Here is a 22,007-nt window from a genome sequence, read left to right on the forward strand (position 1 = left end):
ATTCATGCTGACACTGCTGCGAAATGCCCGGCTGAAGTACAAATTCTGGTTACTGAACATTGTCGTTTTTGCAGTTCTCTGCTTGCTGGTTCTTTACGCCATGCACACCATTGCCGGGCAGACCGGCAAGACGTTCGATCAGGTCTTCGCTGATACCGCGGCCGCCTTTGCGCTGGTGGTGGCGGTGCTCATGGTGCTCGAGATGGCCGGCTCACAATTGCTGATCTCGTTTATCGAACGCCATGTGAATCGCCTGAAAGACACCATGGTCGATGTCCAGGCCTCGGGCAATCTGAGCCAGAGGGCGGTGGTGGATTCCACCGACGAAATCGGCGAAATGGCGAGTGCCTTCAATGCCATGCAAGACCGCACCGTAGGCGTGGTCCGAAGCATGAAGGAAGCTATCGAACGCCTGCACCGGGAAGTCGAGGAACTAACCTCGGCCGCCGAAGCCCGCCGGGATGACCTGGGCCGCCAACAGCAGGGCGCAGACCGGTCGGCGGAAGTCATCGAAACCATGCTGCAAAGCTTCACTGGCATCGCCGAACAGGCCGGAATTGCCAAGACCCTGTCCCACGAGGCCAGCGACGCAGCTCGCGACGGCAGCAGCCGTGTCGGCCAGAGTGCCGACAGCATCCGCAAGCTCGCCGATGTGGTGCGCAATTCCGCCAGCAGCGTCGAAGCCCTGGCCGAGAACAGCCATGAAATCAGCCACGCCATTACCGAGATCCGGGGTATTGCCGAACAGACCAATTTACTGGCCCTGAACGCCGCCATCGAGGCGGCCCGGGCCGGCGAACAGGGCCGCGGCTTTGCCGTGGTGGCCGATGAAGTGCGTAAACTGGCCCAGCGGGTTCAGGACTCCACCGATCAGATTCAGGGCACCATCGATCGCCTGCTCAACGCCATGAATACTGCCGTGAACCAGATGACCGGCAGCTCCGAGGATGCCACCCGCTGCGTTGAGGAATCCGAAGAAGGCCGCCGTGCCCTGGAAGCCATCAACGAGGTGGTCAGCCGGATCGATCATACCAACCAGGAAATCGCCAACGTGTCGGCGGAACAGACCGCGGGCACCGACGACGTGCTGGCCAACGTACAGGGCATTCGCGAAACCACCCAGAACATGGTGACCCAGCTTGCCGAGAGCGCGGATATGAGCCGCCGCCTGAAAAAGCTGATCGATTCCCTGGAAGAAGCCTCGTCAAAGGTCACGGTTCACTGAGGTTTATGGCACACTCTGCACTCGTTTGAACTGGCAGAGTAGTTGTTCATGAATCGTCTTCGCGCCCTGTATGACCGCCTGATTTTTCCGCATCCCTTTATTATCCTCGCGGCTTTTGCCCTGTTGCTGGCCCTCGCAGCCGTCAAGTTTGGCGAATTCCGCCTGGACGCTTCCGCCGAATCCCTGGTGCTGGAAAACGACCGCTCCCTGGAACAGTACCGCCAGGTAAACCGCCGCTTCACCACCTCCGACGATTTTCTGATCGTCACCTACACCCCCGAAGACGAACTGTTCTCTGAGGAAGGCCTGGCCAGGCTGGGCGCGTTGCGGGATGAGCTGCAAGGCCTGGAAGCCGTAGGCTCCACCAACAGCATCCTGAACGTACCCCTGCTCCACAGCCCGGATCTGACGCTGGATACCGTGGACAGCGAGATCAAGACCCTGGACGACCACGATGTAACGCCGGACACAGCCCGCCAGGCGCTTCTGAACAATCCGCTCTACCCCAACCTGCTGATCAGCGAAGACGGGCGAACCACTGCCATACAGGTCAACCTGCCCACGCCGGATCGCTATTTTGAACTGCTGAGAAAACGCAACGATCTGAGAGACAAGGCCGATGCCGGCGAAGCCTCCGAGGCCGAGTTGGCCGAACTGGAACGGGTAAAACAGGATTTCATCGACTTTACCGAAACCCTCGGGGTCGAGCGCGATGCCACCATCCGCACGGTTCGCTCCATTCTCGACACCTACCGCGACGGCGCGGACATCCACCTGGGCGGGGTGCCCATGATTGTGGCGGACATGATCCGCTTCATCGAAAACGACCTTTCGACCTTCGGGCTTGGCGTCCTGGCTTTTCTGCTGCTCACTTTGGCCATCATTTTCCGGCAGTGGCGTTGGGTTCTGGTGCCGCTGTTGTGCTGCAGCTTTACCGTCTGGCTGATGGTCGGCTTCCTGGGCTGGGCCCAGTGGCCGGTGACGGTTATCTCATCCAACTTTATTTCCCTGCTGCTGATCATGACCCTGTCGCTCACCATCCACCTGATCGTCCGCTACCGGGAATTCCAGCACGACGAGCCCGAGGCAAGCGCCAGAGACACCCTGCGCAACACCGTAATGGCGATGATCAAGCCCTGCTTCTACATGGCCATCACTACCATTGTCGCCTTCGGCTCGCTCACCTTCAGCGGCATTCGCCCGGTCATCGATTTCGGCTGGATGATGACCCTGGGCCTGACCGTGGCTTTTCTCATCACCTTTATTGTTTTCCCGGCCCTGCTCACCCTATTGCCACCACCACTGGACAGCCGGGTTACCTCTGACAGGGTTCCCTTCACCGATGCTTTTGCGCGGTTCACGGAACACTTCGGCAAGACAGTGTTGGTCGGCTCCGGCCTGATTGCGGTGCTCTGCGTAGTCGGCCTGAACAAGCTGACGGTGGAAAACAGCTTTATCGACTATTTCAAATCGTCCACCGAAATCCATCAGGGCATGATCACCATCGACAACCGCCTGGGCGGTACCACGCCCCTGGACGTGGTTATCACCGACGATCCGCCACCGGAAGGCGCGAGCGGCGGCGACCCGTTTGCCAGTGACTGCGACCCGTTCGTGGAGGACTGCGGTGCCGGAGAGGAATACCGGGATACCTGGTACACCTACCAGAAAATGGAAGAACTGGAAGCGGTTCACAACTACCTGGACGGCCTACCGGAGACCGGCAAGGTGCTCTCAATCAACACCACGCTGGATATCCTCGCCCAAATCAACCAGGGCGAGCCTCTGGACGCCCTGGAACTGGCGTTTGTACCCGCTGCGGTTCCGGATGACCTGCAGGATACCCTGCTGACACCCTACATCTCCGAGGAGCACGACCAGGCCCGATTCAGCATCCGGATCCTGGAAACCATGCCGGAACTGCGTCGACAGGAGCTGTTGAACCGAATCCACGATCACCTGACCACGGAACTGGGCTACTCGGAAGATCAGGTGCTCTTTGCCGGCATGACCGTGATGTACAACAACATGCTGCAAAGCCTGTTCGATTCCCAGATCAAAACCATCGGCGTGGTCTTCGCGGCCATCATGGTGATGTTCCTGATCCTGTTCCGCTCCCTGAAACTGGCCCTGATCGGCATCGCCCCGAACCTCATCGCCGCCGGCTCAGTGCTCGGCCTGATGGGCTGGCTGGGCATTCCCCTGGATATGATGACCATCACCGTGGCGGCCATTACCGTCGGCATCGCCGTGGACGACACCATCCACTACATCCACCGCTTCAAAACCGAGTTCCAGAAAGACGGCGACTATATCGCCACCATGCACCGCTGCCACCGAAGCATCGGCCAGGCCATGTTCTTCACGTCGCTGACCATCATCTCCGGGTTCTCGATACTGGTGCTGTCCAACTTCATCCCGACCATCTACTTCGGGTTGTTTACGGGGTTTGCCATGTTCATGGCTCTGGTTGGGGCGCTTACGCTGCTTCCTCGGCTCATTGTTCTAGTTAAGCCCTTTGGCTCGGGGGTGTAGGTTTGGGCTGGGCTCCTAGCCTTCTAGGTTAGAGGGTGGCTCGGCAGGTGTAGGCCTTTGCCAGAACCGCTACGAGCACATCCATGTGCGCTTGACGTCGGCCATCCTTGGCCGCCGACATTCTGGCAAAGGCCTACACCTGCCAAGCTTCAGAAATAGGAGTTATAGGAAGACACTCCGCACCCAATATCCCCGACAAGCAGTTGAGCAGTGAGCGATGACTGAATCGTTCGAAGAACAGGGGTGTGGCGCCCTCCCAAAAATGTCTGTGGCCAGGGGTGGCCACAGCCAAGCGCACATGGATGTGCTCGTAGCGGTTTTTGGGAGGGCGCCACACCGCTGTTCCTCCCCCAAAACCAGCAGGCTAGGGGCACAAAAAAAGGGCCACACCAAAAGATGCGGCCCTTCTCCAACCCAGCTAAAGGGAAAGCAGGATCACTGCATGCCCTGACCTTGCCCCTGCTGCATCTGTTGTTGCATCTGACGACGCTGCTGCATTTGCTGTTGCATCTGCTGCATACGCTTATCCAGCTCGTCGCGCTGCTCCTGGGTAAAAACGCTGTCGACCTTCGCCTGCATCAGAGTGGACAGAGCAGCGATCTCGCCGGTCACATCACCCAGTTCTTTGGCCTGCTCGCGGATAGCGGATTCATCAAAGTCTGATTTGATCTCACCCTGCATCTGCTGCTGCAGTGCACGGGCTTCCTGGCGGAGTTCGCCGATTTCGCCCTGCATCTCGTCGATGATGGCACGGATTTCAGTTTGCTGGTCATCGGTCAGCCCCACCATCTGTGCCAGTTGATCAACCTGATCCGGCTGGCCACCGGATTGCTGGGCCACGGCCGGAACCGAGAGGCTAAGGGCTACCAGGGCAGTACCGAACAGTTTTACAAGCTTCATAAACGTCTCCGTTAACAGGGTGGCCACAATCTGAATACCACCGACATACATTGGTTTCATCGTTCAGGGACTACACCCTAAAACATACGGATACGGTTTTTCACCCCGATCAGCCCTCTTTTTGTACATACTTCTCAGTATCCCGCGCCAAAAGCCGCCACACGCGCGGATTCAAACAAATGTGAAAGTTTGGTCATTCCCCTTCATAATGGCGCCGTTTAACCACATCCGGAGCAGACAAGATGGCCATTAACTGGTTTCCAGGGCATATGCACAAGGCCCGCAAGGAGATCAAAAAAGTCATGCCGCAGATGGATCTCATCATCGAAGTGGTTGACGCGCGTATTCCTTTCAGTAGCGAAAACCCGCTCGTGCCGGCCCTTCGTGGTGATACGCCACTGATCAAGGTATTGAACAAGCGCGACCTGGCGGATCCAGAAATTACCGAGCAGTGGTTAGCCTGGCTCGAGAAAGAACGTGGGGTACGCGCCATCACGCTTACCCACAACCAGCGCAATGAAGCACTGTCCATCCTCAAGCTGGCGGAAGAGATGACGCCCGGTCACGATCGCCAGAAGAGTGCATTGCGGGTGATGATCCTGGGCATTCCGAATGTCGGCAAGTCCACCCTGATCAACACACTGGCGGGACGCCCTGCGGCCAAGACGGGGAACGAGCCGGCAGTAACGAGGGCGCAGCAGGCCATCAAGCTGCCCAACAACATTCTGCTCTACGACACCCCCGGCTTCCTCTGGCCAAAACTGTCTCCTGAAGCCTGTGGTTACCGTCTGGCGGTGACCGGGGCCATTCGAAGCGCGGTGCTGGATTTTGAGGATGTCGCCATGTTCGAGGCCGAGTACCTGCTGGAAGCCTACCCGGAGCTTGTGCGGGCCCGCTACGGCTTTGAGGAACTGCCGAGAGATGCCCTGGCGCTGATGGATGGCATTGCCGCGAAACGCCGATTTTTCGGGCGGGGCGGCGTTCCGGACCTGCACAAGGTCTCGGAGGTACTTCTCAACGAATTCCGGTCGGGCAAGCTGGGACGCATTTCCCTGGAAACCCCGGAAATGGTCGAACGCGAAGCCCGGGCCGCCGAGGAGGCGGCAGACTGAGCGCCTCCTGAGCTCCCCTTACCAAGGTCAAATATCGTATCCGGGCCAAAGCGCCTAGACTGTCAAATAATGTTATTGATCGCAGGATCGGCCATTTCGGCCGGTCGGAAAGGAGGAACTTATGAGACGCGTCGTCGTCACCGGCATGGGCATTGTGTCCTGCCTCGGAAACTCACTGGACGAGGTCACCCAGAGCCTGAAGAATGGAAAATCAGGCATCCGCTTCAACGAAACCTATAAGGAAATGGGCTTCCGGAGCCAGATTGCAGGCTCGGTGGATGTGGACACATCCGTTATCGATCGCAAAATCCGCCGGTTCATGGGCCCATCCGCCATGTACAGTTTTCTGTCCATGGAGCAGGCCATCGCCCAGGCGGGGCTGACCGAAGACCTGATCTCCAACGACCGCACCGGCCTGATCGCCGGCTCCGGCGGCGCTTCCTGCTCAAGCCAGGTGGAAGCCACCGACATCATGCGCGAGAAAGGCGTGAAGCGCATCGGGCCCTATATGGTCCCCCGCATCATGACCAGCACGGTGTCCGCCTGCCTCGCCACCGCCTACAAGATCCGTGGCGTGAACTACTCCATGTCCTCGGCCTGTGCCACCAGCGCCCACTGCATCGGCCACGCCATGGAACAGATCCAGGCTGGCAAGCAGGACATCGTGTTCGCCGGCGGCGGTGAAGAAGAGGACTGGAGCCTGACCATGATGTTCGATGCCATGGGGGCGCTGTCCACCAAATACAACGATGCCCCTGAAACGGCTTCCCGCCCCTTCGATGCCGGCCGTGACGGTTTCGTGATTGCCGGCGGTGGCGGCATGATGGTGCTGGAAGAACTGGAACACGCGAAGAAACGCGGCGCCAACATTATTGCCGAGCTGACCGGCTACGGCGCCACCTCGGACGGCTATGACATGGTTGCGCCGTCGGGCGAAGGTGCCCAGCGCTGTATGAAGCAGGCGATGGCCACCATCCGGGGCAAGATTGACTACATCAATGCCCACGGCACCAGCACCCCGGTTGGCGACGTTGCCGAGATGGGCGCGGTGCGGGCCACTTTCGGTTCCGACATCCCGGCCATTTCCTCAACCAAATCACTCTCTGGTCATTCGCTCGGCGCTGCCGGTGTTCAGGAGGCCATCTACTCGCTGCTGATGCTGCAGAACGGGTTCATTGCCGGCACCAAGAACCTGAACAATCCGGACGAGAAAATCAGCGATATTCCGCTTGTAGGCCCTGAAGGTCGGGAAGCCTCGCTGAACACCGTGATGTCCAACAGTTTCGGATTCGGCGGAACCAACGCGTCCCTGGTATTCGAGAAGCTCTGAAACCGCGATGCATAAGGGCCTGCGGGCCCTTATTTTTTAAAAATATATTCTAAGATCATCCAGCTTGATTATTGGCAAAGACGGCCATCCGTATTAAGGTACATAGTTGACATGGATCAAATCGGACGGATTATCACGTATGGCTCAAGCAATTCCGTTTCGTCAGGCATCTCCCCTCAAGGCGTCCTGCCACCAGTGCAGTCTGAGCAACCTGTGCCTGCCCCTGGCAATTGAAGAGAATGACCTCGACCGGCTGGAAGACATTGTCCAGCAGGGGCGGATCTTCAACCGTGGTGAACACATCTTCGACCAGAGCACGCCCTACCGCTCCTGTTTTGCGGTAAAAAGCGGCTCCATAAAGACGTCGATCATTACCGAGAATGGCGAGGAACAGGTGACGGGCTTTTTCATGCCCGGAGAGCTGGTAGGCCTGGACAGCATTGGCAGTGAACATTATGCGTGCACCGCCAAGGCTCTGGAACGAACCAGAGTGTGTGAGTTCCCAATGGAGAAACTGGAGGAGCTGACCGGCAAACTGCCCGAGTTGCAGCACCACATGTATCATCTGATGAGCCAGGAGATACAAAACAGCCATCAACTGGCCATGCTACTGAGCAAGAACACCGCTGAAGAGCGCATTGCTGCACTGCTCTTGTCGCTGTCCAGCCGATTCCAGCGCCGCCGTATGTCGCCGACCAACTTCAGTCTGCCCATGGCACGGAACGACATCGCAAACTTCCTGGGCCTCGCCGTCGAAACGGTAAGCCGGGTATTCACGCGCTTTCAGAATCAGGGCATCATCAAGGCCCGGGGTCGGGAAGTCGAACTTCTGGATATCGAAGCCCTGCAGATGGTCAGCCGGGAATTCTCCCGCCAGTGCAATAACTGAGAAACTGCGTTTTGCCCGCCGTTGCCACTAGCCGGCGGGCTCACTCTCCACTTCCCTGCCGTTATTCTTTTTCAGCATCGTCAGCTCATCCACCAGGCCGGAGCGCCAGGGCATCTGCTTGATGCCGAAGGTATTGCGGATCTTGGTGCAGATCAGCGTGGTATTGACCGGCTCAAGATGGCCCCACTCGGGCACCTCGTCCACCACCCGGATCCCTTCGGGAATCCCAGGCAGCCCGGCAATCGCCAGGCCCAGCTCGTACAGATTGATTTCCTCGGCACCGGCGTACTGATAGGTGCCCCAGACCTCGGCCCCGCAATCAAGTTGCAGAACCACAGCCTCGATTACCCTGGCCAGATCACGGACCGATACGGGTTGCCCCCGGCATCGTCCGGGTAGTGACAGTATTTCACCGGCAGCCGTACTGGCCTGCACCTTCCGGATGAACCGTGCCAGGCTCCAGCCGGTCCGCAGGATAATATGCCGAGGCAACAGGGTCCGCAGGGCCTGCTCGCACTCCCATTGCCAGTTACCCAGCTCATTCACCGGCTGCCCCGGATTGGAAGTGATGTACCCGCTTTGCTTCCGGCCATCGAACACGTAGCAGGAGGACAGCTGGAGCAGCGCCATACCACGATCACGTGCAAACTCGGCCATGGCCACGGGTAGCGAGAATGCCGCCATATGGACGCCCTCAGGATCATTCTCGGCGACCTCCGGATCGGCCATCCAGAGTGCATTTACGATCAGGTCGGTATCTTCGGGAATCCAGTTCTCCAGTGCATCAAGATCGGCGTTGGAGGGATCGCTGACAAGCAAAGGGCTGACGTGCAGGTGCGTTGCCCGCAAGCGCTCCAGCAAAACCTTCCCCAAAGGGCCGTAATCGTGAACAACAAGTACATGCACGAGGATTCAATGCCTCCCGATATCACTGATGTGACGTTATTTCGGAACCGGTTTGGCCAATGGCTTCTGGATTCCGGCGCCTACACTGATGCAGTCTGAATTTAATGCTTTGCTATTTCTTTCAAGAGCATACAACAACAGGAACTGTCATGCTGAAACAACAGAGCCACATTGTGGCGCCGATCCCTGATGAGTTGCGAACCCGGGCCCTGTATACCGTCGGCGAACTGCGCGAACGCGGCAAGGCCGACAAGGAAGCCATCGACAAACTCTTCAACCTGATTGTGGACATGACCGAAGAAGGTCTGGACTTCTTTTTCCTGGAGCCGCTTCGGCGATTGCATGCCAGTAACATGATGATGGGCATGGCCAAGATGGGCATCAGCAGCATGCTCAAGGGCAGCAAGATGGTCGTGCACAAAGTGCTCAAGAAACTGGACGACCGCAGCCTCGCTGCCATTCTCGACTTTATCGAGGAAATCATTCACGAACCGGAACAGGGCTAGCGAAACGCCCTGCAGTGCTACCGGTATTGCCTTGGCACCCGCCCGGTGATGCCGGTCATAAGCTCATAGGAGATGGTGCCAGCGCATGCGGCCACCTCGTCGACACCCACGGTGCGACCCCACAGTTCAACACTGTCGCCTTCCTTTGCATCCGGTGCATTGGTCAGGTCAACGGCCAGCATGTCCATGGAAACCCGCCCGATGAGCCGGATTCGCTGACCATTGATGGCGGCGGGCGTGTTGGTTCCGGCATGCCGGGGGTAACCATCACCGTAACCAATCGCCACCATTCCCATCCGGGTGTCGCGGTCGGCAACCCAGCTGGCACCGTAGCCAACCGACTCGCCCGCCGGCACCAAGCGGGTGCTGATCAAGGGGGCCTCAAGCGACATTACCGGCTCCAGGCCAAGTTCGGGACCGGTCGTGCCCACCATTGGTGAGCCGCCATACAACATGATTCCGGGGCGGCTCCAGTCAAACATCGGCTGGCCCGGTCGAAAATGGGCGGCCGAATTGGCAACGCTCTTCATTAAATCCGGAAAAGAAGACGTGGCCTTTTCAAACACCGCAGTCTGCTGCGCCGTCATTGCGCTGTCGGGATCGTCGGCGCACGCAAAGTGCGTGACGAACCCCAGTAGCTCTGTATCAGCGCTCATGGCCTGTAACCGGCTCATTACCCCGGCCAGCTCGTCCGGATGAAAGCCGAGACGGTTCATACCGCTATTCACTTTCAGCCAGAAAGCGGGCCAATTCTCCAGGCGCTCCAGCCACGCCAGTTGCTGGAAACTGTGGAAAACCGGCTCAAAGCCATTCCGGGCGCATTCATCGATATCGGCTTCAGCATGGACACCCTGCAGCAGGACGACCGGCTGTATCAGACCTGTTTCCCGAATGGCACGCGCCTCTTCCAGGCAAGCCACTGCGTATTTCGGCGCCAGGCTATCCAGCGCCGAAGCCACCGGCCCGATACCGTGGCCATAGCCATCGGCTTTCACCACGGCCATCACCCTGGCCCCGCCTGCCCGCCGCTGGGCAGTCTGGAAGTTCCGGCGCAAGGCGCCCAGATCAATCCGGGCAATCGTACTGCGGGGCATCAATACTCCCCGCCGTAGTCGCTGTAATCACCGTGGGCCAGATCTTCGAATTTCGTGTACTTGCCGATAAACGCAAGTCGGATGGTGCCGATGGGGCCGTTCCGCTGCTTACCAATAATGATCTCGGCAATGCCCTTGTCCGGGGTGTCCTCGTTGTAGACTTCATCCCGGTACACAAACATGATGACGTCGGCGTCCTGCTCGATGGCGCCGGATTCCCGCAAATCCGAGTTCACCGGGCGCTTATTGGGCCGTTGTTCAAGACTCCGGTTAAGCTGGGACAGGGCCACCACCGGGCAACTCAATTCTTTGGCGATACCCTTCAGTGAGCGGGAAATTTCAGAGATCTCAGCGGTCCGACCCTCGGTGTTGCCGGGCACCCGCATAAGCTGCAGGTAGTCGACCATGATCAGGCCAATCTTGCCGTCGTTTTCCCGGGCAATACGGCGCGCCCGGGAACGCATCTCGGTGGGGCTCAGGCCCGGCGTATCGTCGATATAAAGCGGCTTGTCTTTCAGAAGGCTCACCGCCGACGTCAGCCGGGGCCAGTCGTCTTCTTCCAGCTTGCCGCCGCGAACCTTGGTCTGGTCAATGCGCCCGAGCGACGAGAGCATACGCATAGCAAGGGCATCCGCCGGCATCTCCATACTGAACACCAGAACCGGCGTGCCGGTGCTGATCAGGGCGTTCTCGACAATATTCATCGCAAAGGTCGTCTTACCCATGGAGGGGCGACCCGCCACGATGATCAGGTCCGAAGGCTGCATGCCCGAGGTTTGATCATCCAGATCCTTGAAGCCGGTGGTCAGACCGGTGGTCTGCTCGCCGGATTCAAACAGTTCCTCAATCCGGCTCAGGGTCTTGGCAAGAATGGGGTTGATTGCCTGCGGCCCGGAACCCTCCTTGACCCGCGCTTCGGCAATCTGGAAAACGCTGCGCTCAGCCTCATCCAGAATCTCATTGCTGTTTCGCCCGAGCGGATTAAAGGCCGAATCGGAAATCTTGCCGGACACCTCCACCAGTTGGCGCAGAATGGAGCGTTCGCGGACGATATCGGCATAGGCACGGATGTTCGCGGCACCTGGGGTTTTCTCGGCCAATTCGGCCAGATAGGACAAACCACCGGCATCTTCGATATCACCGGCCCGCTCCAGGAATTCGGCGAGGGTTACCACATCCAGAGGCTCACTCTCACTGGCAAGGCGCTCCACAGCGCCAAAGATCAGCCGGTGGTCCTGTCGGTAAAAATCGGCGGCCGAAATCACCTCGGAGATCTCGTCAAACCGGCGATTGTCCAGCATCAGGCCGCCCAGGACTGCCTGCTCTGCTTCGACAGAATGAGGGGGAACCTTGATCCGGCTGGTTTCGAGATCGGTACTCGCGGGCTTCAGATTGGGCTTGGCCATGAACACATCTTCAGTTGCACATCATAACCACGACAGTTTAAGCGACCTGCCGAAGCAATGGGAGGGGGTTACAGGGACTTAACAGCATACCAGAAAGCAACAGGCCCGAAAGCCGCAAGATGCGGTTCGGGCCTGTCAGGTTGGCCGGCACCCGCCTCCAAAGAGGCAGTGAGGCCACCAGCGTATTACCAGAGCCGGGGCAACCCCAGCACCGTTTCCAGAGAAAACGGCTTACTCGGCAACAACCGCCAGCTTGACGCTTACTTCAACGTCGGAGTGCAGCTGAAGCTCGATCTCGTACTCGCCAGTCACCCGGATCGGGCCTTCCGGCAGACGAACTTCGCTCTTCTCTACTTCGGTACCACCGGCAGTGATCGCGTCAGCGATGTCGCGCACACCGATAGAACCGAACAGCTTGCCTTCTTCACCGGCCTTGGAGCTGATGGTGAAAGCGGCACCCTCGAGGGCCTCGGCGCGGGCCTGGGCAGCAGACAGCTTCTCAGCAGCTGCTTTCTCAAGCTCGGCACGACGCTCTTCGAACGCCTTCAGGTTTGCTTCAGTGGCAGGTACAGCCTTGCCATAAGGAAGCAGGAAATTACGACCGTAACCGGCCTTAACCTTTACCTTGTCACCCAGGGAGCCAAGGTTTGCAACTTTCTCGAGCAGAATAACTTCCATCTCGTTAACCTCTTCGTGCTTTATTCAGCCGGCCCGGCAGGGCTTATACGCCTCCGGATATCCAGCCAGCTATCCACAAAAGCCAGAACCACTAACAGAATCATCAGGCTTGGGCCCAAAAGGATCAGCGCTACATAAAACATCGCCAACCAGTTCCCACTGAGCTTTTTCAAACCAACAACGCCGTGTACCAGTGCCAGGCTGGCCAGGAACAGCGGTGTTCCCGCAGCCCAGGCAAGCAACATGGAATTCAGCCCGAGGATCGGACCAACCACCATGGTCACTGCACACAACACCGCAATCGGCGCCGACAGCCGCAGGCTATGGAATTCCTTGCGGAACCCACCGGGGTTATAAAGCCCCGCCTGCCAGGACCGCGCCAGCATGGTCATGCCCACACCCGTTGCCAGGTAGGTGCCGGCCATACTCGCGTTCATCGTGTCGCGGATAACCCTGTCGAGGTCATCGCCGAGACTCTGCGCGATTTCGGCATTGTACTGTTGGTAAAAGCTCACCCCGGCCTGGACCAGATCATCCAGCAAGCCCGGGTAGACCACAGGCAACATCAGGCCTGTGACGATTGCGAGAAAACTTCCCGCAAGCAGGGCTTTTTCCCAGGACTGCGTGGTTCTGATCAGCGACGCCATGAGCATCACCTGGAGCAATACAGCCAGAGCGGTCGGGTCCTGCCCGAAAATGCTCCAGCCAAGCGCCGGAAGTAATGCCCAGAGCCCGATATTGAGCCCCTGGCTGATGCCAAGCCTGAGAATAACCAGGCCGACAACGGCTGCGCCAATCCAGAACAACAAGGGCACTGCAGTCGTGACTGCTGCTACCCCGCCGGCCTGGAAGGGACCGCGCATTACATACTGTGCAAGTGCACGCATGGTCCCAAGTCCTGTGTTTCTGTTACTTAGTTATCGTGGCTGTCCGAGTACGGCAGCAGTGCCAGGTAGCGGGCACGCTTGATAGCGGTAGCCAGCTGACGCTGATAACGTGCTTTGGTGCCGGTGATGCGGCTGGGCACGATTTTGCCGGTTTCAGTGATGTAGCCTTTCAGGGTGTCCAGATCTTTGTAATCGATCTCCTTAACACCCTCTGCCGTGAAGCGGCAGAACTTACGACGTCTGAAAAAACGAGCCATAACTTAACTCCTCAACTCCGGTTAATTACTCTTCTTCGTCCTGGGTTTCAGCACGCTGACGTGGCTCGTCAGATTCGGCTGAACGACGCGGGCGATCATCGCCGCCACGACGGTCTTCACGGGACTCGGAAGCTTTCATCGGGGACAGGTCTGTATCCGCACCATCACGGCGCAGGATCATGTCGCGGATGATTGCATCGTTGAAACGGAAGTTGTGAGTCAGCTCGTCCATCGCGGCCTGTGAACATTCAACGTTCATCAGTACGTAGTGAGCCTTGTGAATCTTGTTGATCGGGTATGCCAGGTGACGACGGCCCCAATCTTCCAGGCGATGTACCTTGCCGCCATCTTCAGTGATGACGCCGGTATAACGCTCGATCATCGCGGGCACCTGCTCGCTCTGATCCGGATGTACCATAAAAACGATTTCGTAGTGACGCATGAGTTCTCCCTACGGTTTAAACAGCTTCCTTTTTACCGACACGGCGTTGAACCCGCGACCGACAAACATGAAAGCAAGGAGTTGACAGCTGCTGCTGCCGGTTTCTTTTTGCTTTATCACTAAGGCTTTACGAGAAAGGCTTGATCAAAAGCTTGGCCCGGTATTGCCTGCAATCAGGCAATACAAAACCACCCCTTAAAAAAGGGGTCACGTATTCTAGGCGGGGAAGGCCCTGTGTGCAAGGGTTAACCAAGCCGCTGGCGCAGTGCTTCGTATAGGCAAACACCCGTAGCCACAGAGACGTTGAGGCTGTCTACTTGGCCGAGCATGGGGATATTGATCAGCTGATCGCAGTGCTCGCGGGTGAGCCGGCGCATACCCTTGCCTTCGGCGCCCATCACCAGCGCTACCGGCCCCTTGAAATCAGCCTGGTAAAGGGTGGCGTCCGCCTCACCGGCGGTGCCAATCAGCCAGACCCCCTGATCCTGCAAACTGCGCAGAAAGCGGGCAAGGTTGGTGACCCGCACAAAGGGCACCGTCTCGGCAGCCCCACAGGCGACCTTTCGGGCAACCGGCGTCAGTGACGCAGACTTGTCCTTGGGCACGATAACCGCCTGAACACCAACCGCGTCGGCGGTGCGCATACAGGCACCAAGATTGTGAGGATCGGTTACGCCATCAAGTACCAGCAGGAACGGTGGCTTGTCACTGGCGGCCAACTGGGCCAGCAGATCATCTTCGGTCCATTCCCGGCTTTCACTGACAGCCGCCACAACACCCTGATGGACACCGGACACCCGCTCATCAAGCTCCTTCCGGTGCACGACCTTCCATTTCACCCCAAGGCTGTCCAGGGTGTCGGTAATGCTCTTGACCCGCTTATCCTGCCGGCCGGTCTGGATCCAGACCTGCTGAAGACGCTCAGGCTCGCGCTTGAGGACAGCCTCAACCGCGTGCCAGCCAAACACAAACTCTCCGGACACTGGTTCTGATTCCTGTTACTTGCCTGATTTTCGCGGCTTGGCTTTCTTGTCGTCTTTGCCAGCGCCACTGCCCTTCTTGCCTTTTTTCAGGGCAAGTTTCGCAGCCTTTGCAACCAGCTCATCTCTGGCAGATGGCGTTTCGTTATCATCGAAGGCCTCAGGCGCCTTTTTCCTCGATGACGCCGACGCCGGGCGTTTCCTCGGGCGCTTCAGGCCAGGCTCGCCGGATGATGCACCCTTCTGGCCAGGCTTGGCTCTGCCGGGCGGCTTGCCACCTTTGCCGGGGCCGCGCTTGCCCTTTCCTCGCTCGCCTTTATCTGGAACCTTGAGCGCGTCGCGATCTGCCTGTCGATGCACGGGCTCGCTGATCAGCTCCAGGTCGATCTTGCGATCTTCCATTCCAACCCGAACGACTTTCACACGGACCTCATCACCAAGCCGGAAGCTCATTGCCGTGCGCTCACCGATGAGGCGATGCTTGGCTGAATCGTGATGGAAGAAGTCACCGCTGAGCGTCGACACATGCACCAGCCCCTCTATGTAGACGCCAGAAAGCTCCACAAAGAAACCGAAGGGCACAACGGACGCAATGACACCGTCGTACTCCTCACCGACATGATCACTGAGGTACTCACACTTCAGCCAGGCCATGACGTCACGGGTGGCATCATCGGCACGGCGCTCTGCCATCGAGGTGTGCTCACCCAACTGCTCCATCCGGGCCATATCGTAAGGATATTCGGCAAGCTCGGGATCCGGCTTCGGTGGCGGAACCACATCCTTGGAAGGCTGCCCGCCGTGAATAACCGACTTGATGGCCCGGTGATTAATGAGGTCCGGATAACGCCGGATCGGCGACGTAAAGTGGGCATAGCCTGCATAGCCAAGGCCAAAATGGCCACCCTCTTCCGGACTGTAGACGGCCTGGCTGAGCGAACGCAGCATAACCGTTTGGATCACATTGGCATCCGAGCGATCCTTGATACTGTTCAGCAGCTCCTGATAGTCCGCAGACGTGGGGCTATCGCCACCCCCCAATTGCAGACCCAGCTCACCCAGGAACAGCCGCACTGCATTAAGTCGCTCTTCTGACGGGCCATCATGGACCCGGTAGAGTGCCGGCAGTTTGTGTTTTTTCAGGAATCGCGCTGTGGCAACGTTCGCACACAGCATGCATTCCTCGATGATCTTGTGGGCGTCATTGCGCTGCACCGGAACGATCTCTTCTATCTTCCGATCGGCGTCAAACACAATCTTGGTTTCGGTAGTTTCGAAGTCAATTGCACCACGCTCGGTACGGGCCTTACGCAACAACTGGTAGAGGCCATAAAGATTGTGCAACTGCGGGAGCACGTTGGCGTATTGCTCACACAGCTTGTAGCCCTGTTCGGTGTCCGGGTGCTCCAGCATGGTGCTTACCTTGTTATAGGTAAGCCGAGCATGACTGAACATGACCGCTTGATAAAAACTGTAGCTGCTGATATTGCCAGCGGCGCTGATGGTCATATCGGCCACCATGCAGAGGCGGTCGACCCCCGGGTTCAGCGAACAAAGGCCGTTGGACAGCTTTTCCGGCAGCATTGGCACAACGTGATCCGGGAAATAAACCGACGTACTGCGGTTTACCGCCTCTTCGTCCAGTGGTGTACCCGGACGGACGTAGTGGGAAACATCGGCAATCGCAACCAACAGACGATAGCCACCACGGGGCCTTGGCTCGCAATACACGGCATCATCAAAATCCCGTGCCGTCTCGTCGTCGATCGTTACCAGCCTGAGATTGCGGATATCCTTCCGGTTGACCTTGTCTTTTTCTGTGACTTCTTCCGGAATTGCGGCTGTTTGCTCGCCCACGGCGGGCGGCCAGCTATGGGGAATGTCGTAGGAACGAATGGCAACGTCAATCTCCATTCCCGGCGCCATATGCTCTCCCAGCACCTCAACAACCTTGCCCAATGGCTGGGTGCGTACGGTAGGCTGACGAACAATATCCACCACCACGTACTGGCCATGACGGGCGTTGCCGCAATTTTCCTGGGGAATGAGCACCTCATGGTTGATCCGCGCATTTTCCGGAACCACGAAGCTGATACCGCTCTCCTGGAAAAAACGCCCTACTGTCTGGCTGGTCCGGTACTCAAGAACCTCGACAATCACACCCTCACGTCGACCGCGGTCATCCACCCGATCTACCCGGGCAGCCACTCGATCACCGTGAAACACCTGACGCATCTGGCGGGCTGTAAGAAACAGGTCGGAACCGCCATCGTCCGGCACCAGAAACCCGAAGCCATCCTTGTGTCCGATCACGCGACCGGTAACCAGATCCGCTTCTTCAATGGGCAGGTAGGCGCCACGGCGATTGCAGATCAGTTGTCCATCCCGGCACATGGCGATCAAACGCCGCCGAAGGGCTTCAATACCCTCTTCCGAAGACTGACCAAGCTCGGAACACAATGTTTCATGTGTTGCGGGAGCCCCGCGATCCTTGAGATGCGAGAGGATAAATTCCCGGCTTTGAATAGGATTATCGTATTTTTGGGCCTCACGGCTGGCGTGAGGATCCCGGTCGTTTTTCTTCCTGGAAACCATTCGGATCCTTGTCCTGAGGCTGCACCAACGCGGCACAGTATAGATTCGTTTGCAACGAGTATAACGTTGGGATGGAGGTCCTGCCTATCAACCTGCCCGGAATAGGCATAAATACCTGCCATTCTTTTTGCGAAAAAATGTTTGACAGCCCAGGCCGGAATTATTAAAGTACGCGCCATCGGTTGAGGCACACACCTCAACGTTGGCAGAAACGTTTAGTTTTCAACAAGCTAAGGTTCTGCAAATCACCTGCCGAGGTGGTGAAATTGGTAGACACGCTAGCTTCAGGTGCTAGTGGGGGCAACCCCGTGGAGGTTCAAGTCCTCTCCTCGGCACCATTTCCTCCCTCAGGAAGTGGTAAATTGGCCAAACGGCCACATGTAAATTCCCTTTGAAGCACAGCCAACTCCTGTAACTCCCTTGCACGCGCTCCCTGCAGCCAGAAAAGAATCCGGCTCAATAGTACTTATTCCAGCAGTTCAACCAGATACTCAGACAAACGCTGGTAGCTATACTCCACCCGCGCATACGCGGAGCTGGGAATGCCCTCGAACTCGCGGCCACAGTCACCGCCCGCACTGTATCGTGTCAGGTAGGCATCACGAATAAGATTCGGTTGTTCAGCAACGAAGCCCGGCCCGCCTGCTGTCGGGTAATTCATCACCCACTCGAAACTGCCATCCCCGTTTACCCTGTCTAGCCCAAGACGATCGGGATCAAGGAATCCGTATCGCAGCAGTCGAAGATCCGGTTGCTCCGGGCCAGAAAACTCCCTGCGGTCGAATTCCATGACGGTATCGGTAAAACCTTCGGGCTGAGGGTCGTAGCCCGAAAACTGGTAAGGCTGAACGCCAGTGACAACCTGATTCGCGTCCACAGCATCCTCTTGCGGGGTACAGTTACTGATGCCGACCGCAAACGTCAGAGCCTCCACCTCACTGCCCTGCTCTGAAAGCCGATAACCCGGAAATACAGAAGACGAATTCGCCATGTCCGGAACCAGCGTGCGGGTCTTACCGGTGCCATACTCTGCAACCAGCTCGGCCAGCTCACCACTGTCCTTTGTCCAGCTGTAGGTTACCTCGGGGTTACCGCCGAGTTCAGTCGAGCCTGCTGAAATCCCGCGATACTGATGGCAGGTGGTACTGGTTTCGAAATAGGCACGGCGGTTGTCCCAGTCGAAAATCAGACGTTCATCCGTTCCGTCCTCATCGTAATTCAAGCGGCTCTGCTCCGAAAGCGCGGCAGAGGGCAGCCACTGGGTTTGCAGGTCCGCCATATAGCCATTCACACCGATCAGTCTCGCCAGTTCCGGCATGGACGGTGACAGACAGCCATTCGCCGAGACGGATAGCAGGCGCCCGCTCTCACTGTAATCGAAGGCCAGCTCGGCGGAGATCTGCAGGCCTGAACGATTGGCAGGCAGGGTGTCCTGGTTGGAAGGCTCGGCGTATACCTTCTGGCCGGTTAGCAGCACGGGATCGCTCAATTCCACATCCACTTCGGGCAGGGTCAGGGCGTCGGCATCGACATTGGCAAAGTCACCCTGAGCAGCAGTATCGACCACCGCAATAACGTCCGCGGCATTCTGAATCAGAGAGACGCCCAGCAGAAACGCCGCTTCCCTGCTCAGGAATCGCTCCGTGCCGTCACTGTTCTCTGCTGCCAGCAGGTCGTTGTAGGCCTCGGGGATCTGACTGGCCATGAATCTTGCCAGTGCCCTGGCGTAGGCGTGTGAGCGGTCGTCCTGGGCGAGAATGTAATCCCGCACCAGATTCAGGTCCGCCAGGCTGGCAGCAACGCCAGAGGACGTTTCCAGGAACGAACCCAGCCCGACAACACCCCGGTAACGGGCCAGTGTTGTCAGTGGCGTGATATTGCGGACACCGGGAGGCGCCGACATCAAATAGGCGCTGGCCACCGGCACCTCGCCGTTGCGTGTTTCCTCGAGGGTTTTACCCGGCAGGGCGACTGCATGTAACGGATAGTCCCTGGGATCCAGGTCCGGGCCCACGGAAGGGGGTAGAACCAACTCCGAGATGTCGATTGTGAAACGGCCACCGGTACCGCTCATTGCCGTGGGCTCACCCGAGGCAAGGGTGACTTCTGCCCCGTTATCCAGTTCGATGACCAGGGGCCCCGGCGTAAACTGGCTGTCGCCATCCATATCCAGCCAGACCCGGGCGTTGTTCAGGTATCCGTCGATAACCTTGCCGGTATAGGGCGCCGGCTCACTGTACTCCACACCATCAAAATCCCGCCCATCCACGGGCAGTTCATCGGATTCCTCGCCGCAACCGGCCAGAGCGAGGGAGAGAACAGACACAGAGAAACCTATCAGGCGTTTCATCGCGGCAACCGTTTATCCTTGTTAGAGGTTGTGCCGCTACTTTAGGGGATGTGGTGATCGGAGACCTTGATAGGTTTGGCAATTTGTAAAGTTTGGTAACCAGACGGGACACTCGTCAAGACGAACAGCTGTAATGGGAAAACCCGCCGAGATCGAACAGCTCGAAAGGCTTCAGACGGTTGTAGCGATGCTCAACCCCATCCGATTGCTCGTCATAGGGTTGATTCAATACTTTTTGCAGTTCCCTCAGTGTCAGATAATCACCGTCGGCAGCTTGCTGATAGGCCGGAACCACGAACCACTCGCGCATGGTGTATTTCGGGTTCACGAGTTTCATGTCCCGGGAGAGCTCCTCGCGGAGCCGGGAACCGTTGCCCGCTCCGTCGATTCCAATCTGGCATTTCCACTTGGCAAGCCATTCGGACCACCGCTTGAGAAGCCCTTCCGAATCAGTTCCACCTGCTTCATCCAGTGACCTGTAAAAGCTCTGCTTTAGTGGCTCAATATCGTCGGGTACCGAGGACAGCTCACGAAAGAAAATGGTGTAATCCACCGGGGTACGGGTCATCAGCATCATCAGCTCCCGGAAAAGTTCGGCGTCAAAACCTTTCAGCCCCAGTTTCGCTGACCACATCCGTTCCATTTCCGCCTGCATCACCTCCAGAAAACCCTTCTGAATCTCGTCGAGCTGAGCCAGTTCGTCTTCATGTCCATTGAGCAGTGGACGGAGGGCCGAGCAGAAACTCTTGAAGTTCTGCTCGGCGGCCGCCGGTTGATTCAGGAAGGCAAAGTGTTGTCCGCCACCGGTCCACGGTTGATAAAACGGCTCAAACACTTCGCAGAAGCCGAAAGGCCCGTAGTCCAGTGTGAAGCCGCCAGCGGCGCAGTTGTCGCTGTTGAAATTGCCCTGGCAATAGCCGACTCGGATCCAGTTTGCGACCAGCGAGGCAAGGCGGCCGCGGAACGCCTGTGCAAGCATGACAACTTTCGTGGGAGTTGCGACCGTCTGGTCAATGACCCCGCTGTACTCCCGATCAATCAGGTGCAGCACCAGCTGTTCGAGCTCTTCGATCGCTCGAGGGTGCTCCTGTTTTCTGGCCCTGCGACCAAAGAGTTCAAGCTGGCCAACCCGGATGAAGGAAGGCGCAACGCGGGTGGAAATGGCAACCGGCTCCGAAACGAGCTGGTCGGGATCCCGGGAATGTGAGCCCTCGGAGTACCAGGGACGTCGCACCCGCTCAGTTTTCGAGACATAGAGGCTCAGTGATCGCGAGGTTGGCACACCCAGGGCGTGCATGTGCTCTTGCGCCAGGAATTCACGAACGCTGGAACGCAGAACGGCGCGGCCATCGCCACCGCGACAATACGGGGTCTGCCCGCCACCCTTGAGCTGCATTTCCCAGCGCCGACCGTTAAAAACGGCTTCGAGTACCGAAATGGCACGACCGTCTCCGTAGCCGTTGCCGGTCTGAAACGGGCACTGTTGGGTGTATTCGTTGCCGTAGATGGAAAGCGCGTAGCCAGAGGCCCAGCCCAGTTTTCGCATCGGCTCCGGTACAAGCGAGAGGTCGCCGGAGAACATCCGGATAAAGTCGTCGGACTGGGCCAGGCTGTCGGCAAAGCCCAGTTCGCGGAACAAATCCTCACTGTGGGCAACGTATTCAGGGGTTTCGATGGCCGTGGGCCTGACCGGCACATAATGCCCCGAAAAGACCTGCCTTGGCCGATGGTCAACACCATCAGACGTGGCGTCAGGATCAGGGGTAAGATGATCCATCAGGGAATAATCGGCCATCGGTGCAAGTTCTTCGAGGTTGGTCACCTCGAAACCGGTTTCTCGCGACAACGGCTGTTTCATCTGTGCCTCTCCTGATCAAAGGAAACGGGCAGTGCCAGCAATGCCCTCACTTGCCCT

At 57.9% G+C, this 22,007-nt stretch carries 18 protein-coding genes and 1 tRNA gene; 7 read left to right on the forward strand and 12 right to left on the reverse strand.

What is annotated here, in order from left to right; genetic code table 11:
• Positions 1–4: 4 nt before the first annotated feature.
• Positions 5–1,225 (forward strand): methyl-accepting chemotaxis protein, encoded by a 1,221-nt coding sequence (locus tag AC13E3_RS18150; protein ID WP_008176359.1) that lies wholly within the window; start codon positions 5–7, stop codon positions 1,223–1,225.
• Between the two features lie 48 nt (positions 1,226–1,273).
• Entirely contained in the window at positions 1,274–3,760 is a 2,487-nt protein-coding gene (locus AC13E3_RS18155; protein ID WP_008176361.1) for an efflux RND transporter permease subunit, read from the forward strand.
• A gap of 435 nt (positions 3,761–4,195) precedes the next feature.
• Here the strand turns inward: AC13E3_RS18155 and AC13E3_RS18160 are convergent, their stop codons facing one another.
• Complete coding sequence (locus tag AC13E3_RS18160; RefSeq protein ID WP_227497878.1) at positions 4,196–4,660, reverse strand: Spy/CpxP family protein refolding chaperone; 465 nt, start codon at positions 4,658–4,660, stop codon at positions 4,196–4,198.
• A 242-nt stretch (positions 4,661–4,902) separates the two neighbouring features.
• On the opposite strand from AC13E3_RS18160, the gene ylqF reads away from it, so the two are divergent.
• From ylqF to fnr, 3 genes are all read left to right on the forward strand, one after another.
• Positions 4,903–5,772 carry a ribosome biogenesis GTPase YlqF gene (gene ylqF, locus AC13E3_RS18165; RefSeq protein WP_008176364.1) on the forward strand — a complete coding sequence of 290 codons (870 nt, stop codon included), beginning with the start codon at positions 4,903–4,905 and terminating at the stop codon, positions 5,770–5,772.
• 121 nt (positions 5,773–5,893) lie between these two features.
• Positions 5,894–7,102 (forward strand): beta-ketoacyl-ACP synthase I, encoded by a 1,209-nt coding sequence (gene fabB / locus AC13E3_RS18170; RefSeq protein WP_008176366.1) that lies wholly within the window; start codon positions 5,894–5,896, stop codon positions 7,100–7,102.
• A 139-nt stretch (positions 7,103–7,241) separates the two neighbouring features.
• Entirely contained in the window at positions 7,242–7,991 is a 750-nt protein-coding gene (gene fnr, locus AC13E3_RS18175) for a fumarate/nitrate reduction transcriptional regulator Fnr (protein ID WP_008176368.1), read from the forward strand.
• A 27-nt stretch (positions 7,992–8,018) separates the two neighbouring features.
• Here the strand turns inward: fnr and AC13E3_RS18180 are convergent, their stop codons facing one another.
• The gene (locus AC13E3_RS18180) at positions 8,019–8,897 is read right to left on the reverse strand and encodes an SDR family oxidoreductase (RefSeq protein ID WP_008176370.1); all 879 of its coding nucleotides are present in this window, start codon (positions 8,895–8,897) and stop codon (positions 8,019–8,021) included.
• A 149-nt stretch (positions 8,898–9,046) separates the two neighbouring features.
• Here AC13E3_RS18180 and AC13E3_RS18185 point away from each other — a divergent pair, with 149 nt between their 5' ends.
• On the forward strand, positions 9,047–9,403 hold the full coding sequence (locus AC13E3_RS18185; RefSeq protein ID WP_008176372.1) for a hypothetical protein: 357 nt from the start codon (positions 9,047–9,049) through the stop codon (positions 9,401–9,403).
• 17 nt (positions 9,404–9,420) lie between these two features.
• On the opposite strand, the gene alr is transcribed toward AC13E3_RS18185, so the two are convergent.
• The 8 genes from alr to rnr all read right to left on the reverse strand — a co-directional run bounded on the left by alr (position 9,421) and on the right by rnr (position 17,742).
• Positions 9,421–10,497 (reverse strand): alanine racemase, encoded by a 1,077-nt coding sequence (gene alr / locus AC13E3_RS18190; protein WP_008176374.1) that lies wholly within the window; start codon positions 10,495–10,497, stop codon positions 9,421–9,423.
• On the reverse strand, positions 10,497–11,903 hold the full coding sequence (dnaB, locus tag AC13E3_RS18195) for a replicative DNA helicase (protein WP_008176377.1): 1,407 nt from the start codon (positions 11,901–11,903) through the stop codon (positions 10,497–10,499). Before dnaB ends, alr begins: the two co-directional genes overlap by 1 nt.
• Before the next feature lie 231 nt (positions 11,904–12,134).
• Positions 12,135–12,581 (reverse strand): 50S ribosomal protein L9, encoded by a 447-nt coding sequence (gene rplI / locus AC13E3_RS18200; RefSeq protein ID WP_008176379.1) that lies wholly within the window; start codon positions 12,579–12,581, stop codon positions 12,135–12,137.
• 20 nt (positions 12,582–12,601) lie between these two features.
• Positions 12,602–13,468, reverse strand: a complete 867-nt coding sequence (locus AC13E3_RS18205; protein WP_008176381.1) for a hypothetical protein — start codon at positions 13,466–13,468, stop codon at positions 12,602–12,604.
• 26 nt (positions 13,469–13,494) lie between these two features.
• Positions 13,495–13,725 (reverse strand): 30S ribosomal protein S18, encoded by a 231-nt coding sequence (gene rpsR / locus AC13E3_RS18210; protein ID WP_007154918.1) that lies wholly within the window; start codon positions 13,723–13,725, stop codon positions 13,495–13,497.
• A gap of 25 nt (positions 13,726–13,750) precedes the next feature.
• Positions 13,751–14,167, reverse strand: a complete 417-nt coding sequence (gene rpsF, locus AC13E3_RS18215) for a 30S ribosomal protein S6 (protein ID WP_008176389.1) — start codon at positions 14,165–14,167, stop codon at positions 13,751–13,753.
• Between the two features lie 245 nt (positions 14,168–14,412).
• The gene (gene rlmB, locus AC13E3_RS18220; protein WP_008176391.1) at positions 14,413–15,150 is read right to left on the reverse strand and encodes a 23S rRNA (guanosine(2251)-2'-O)-methyltransferase RlmB; all 738 of its coding nucleotides are present in this window, start codon (positions 15,148–15,150) and stop codon (positions 14,413–14,415) included.
• Between the two features lie 15 nt (positions 15,151–15,165).
• Positions 15,166–17,742 carry a ribonuclease R gene (rnr, locus tag AC13E3_RS18225; protein ID WP_482902327.1) on the reverse strand — a complete coding sequence of 859 codons (2,577 nt, stop codon included), beginning with the start codon at positions 17,740–17,742 and terminating at the stop codon, positions 15,166–15,168.
• Between the two features lie 251 nt (positions 17,743–17,993).
• Between rnr and AC13E3_RS18230 the strand changes: the two genes are divergently transcribed.
• Positions 17,994–18,080: transfer RNA gene (locus tag AC13E3_RS18230), tRNA-Leu, on the forward strand.
• 128 nt (positions 18,081–18,208) lie between these two features.
• Here the strand turns inward: AC13E3_RS18230 and AC13E3_RS18235 are convergent.
• The gene (locus AC13E3_RS18235) at positions 18,209–20,092 is read right to left on the reverse strand and encodes a hypothetical protein (RefSeq protein ID WP_482902328.1); all 1,884 of its coding nucleotides are present in this window, start codon (positions 20,090–20,092) and stop codon (positions 18,209–18,211) included.
• A gap of 115 nt (positions 20,093–20,207) precedes the next feature.
• Positions 20,208–21,950 carry a protein adenylyltransferase SelO gene (locus AC13E3_RS18240; protein WP_482902329.1) on the reverse strand — a complete coding sequence of 581 codons (1,743 nt, stop codon included), beginning with the start codon at positions 21,948–21,950 and terminating at the stop codon, positions 20,208–20,210.
• Between the last annotated feature and the right edge of the window lie 57 nt (positions 21,951–22,007).

It is taken from the genome of Marinobacter sp. L-80 (assembly GCF_056859395.1).

What these genes read in the sequence shown, in the direction of transcription:
- AC13E3_RS18150 (WP_008176359.1), top strand. Translation starts at nt 5, where the DNA reads ATGCTGACACTGCTGCGAAATGCCCGGCTGAAGTACAAATTCTGGTTA.
- AC13E3_RS18155 (WP_008176361.1), top strand. Translation starts at nt 1,274, where the DNA reads ATGAATCGTCTTCGCGCCCTGTATGACCGCCTGATTTTTCCGCATCCC.
- AC13E3_RS18160 (WP_227497878.1), bottom strand. Translation starts at nt 4,660, where the DNA reads ATGAAGCTTGTAAAACTGTTCGGTACTGCCCTGGTAGCCCTTAGCCTC.
- ylqF (WP_008176364.1), top strand. Translation starts at nt 4,903, where the DNA reads ATGGCCATTAACTGGTTTCCAGGGCATATGCACAAGGCCCGCAAGGAG.
- fabB (WP_008176366.1), top strand. Translation starts at nt 5,894, where the DNA reads ATGAGACGCGTCGTCGTCACCGGCATGGGCATTGTGTCCTGCCTCGGA.
- fnr (WP_008176368.1), top strand. Translation starts at nt 7,242, where the DNA reads ATGGCTCAAGCAATTCCGTTTCGTCAGGCATCTCCCCTCAAGGCGTCC.
- AC13E3_RS18185 (WP_008176372.1), top strand. Translation starts at nt 9,047, where the DNA reads ATGCTGAAACAACAGAGCCACATTGTGGCGCCGATCCCTGATGAGTTG.
- alr (WP_008176374.1), bottom strand. Translation starts at nt 10,497, where the DNA reads ATGCCCCGCAGTACGATTGCCCGGATTGATCTGGGCGCCTTGCGCCGG.
- dnaB (WP_008176377.1), bottom strand. Translation starts at nt 11,903, where the DNA reads ATGGCCAAGCCCAATCTGAAGCCCGCGAGTACCGATCTCGAAACCAGC.
- rplI (WP_008176379.1), bottom strand. Translation starts at nt 12,581, where the DNA reads ATGGAAGTTATTCTGCTCGAGAAAGTTGCAAACCTTGGCTCCCTGGGT.
- AC13E3_RS18205 (WP_008176381.1), bottom strand. Translation starts at nt 13,468, where the DNA reads ATGCGTGCACTTGCACAGTATGTAATGCGCGGTCCCTTCCAGGCCGGC.
- rpsR (WP_007154918.1), bottom strand. Translation starts at nt 13,725, where the DNA reads ATGGCTCGTTTTTTCAGACGTCGTAAGTTCTGCCGCTTCACGGCAGAG.
- rpsF (WP_008176389.1), bottom strand. Translation starts at nt 14,167, where the DNA reads ATGCGTCACTACGAAATCGTTTTTATGGTACATCCGGATCAGAGCGAG.
- rnr (WP_482902327.1), bottom strand. Translation starts at nt 17,742, where the DNA reads ATGGTTTCCAGGAAGAAAAACGACCGGGATCCTCACGCCAGCCGTGAG.
- AC13E3_RS18235 (WP_482902328.1), bottom strand. Translation starts at nt 20,092, where the DNA reads ATGAAACGCCTGATAGGTTTCTCTGTGTCTGTTCTCTCCCTCGCTCTG.
- AC13E3_RS18240 (WP_482902329.1), bottom strand. Translation starts at nt 21,950, where the DNA reads ATGAAACAGCCGTTGTCGCGAGAAACCGGTTTCGAGGTGACCAACCTC.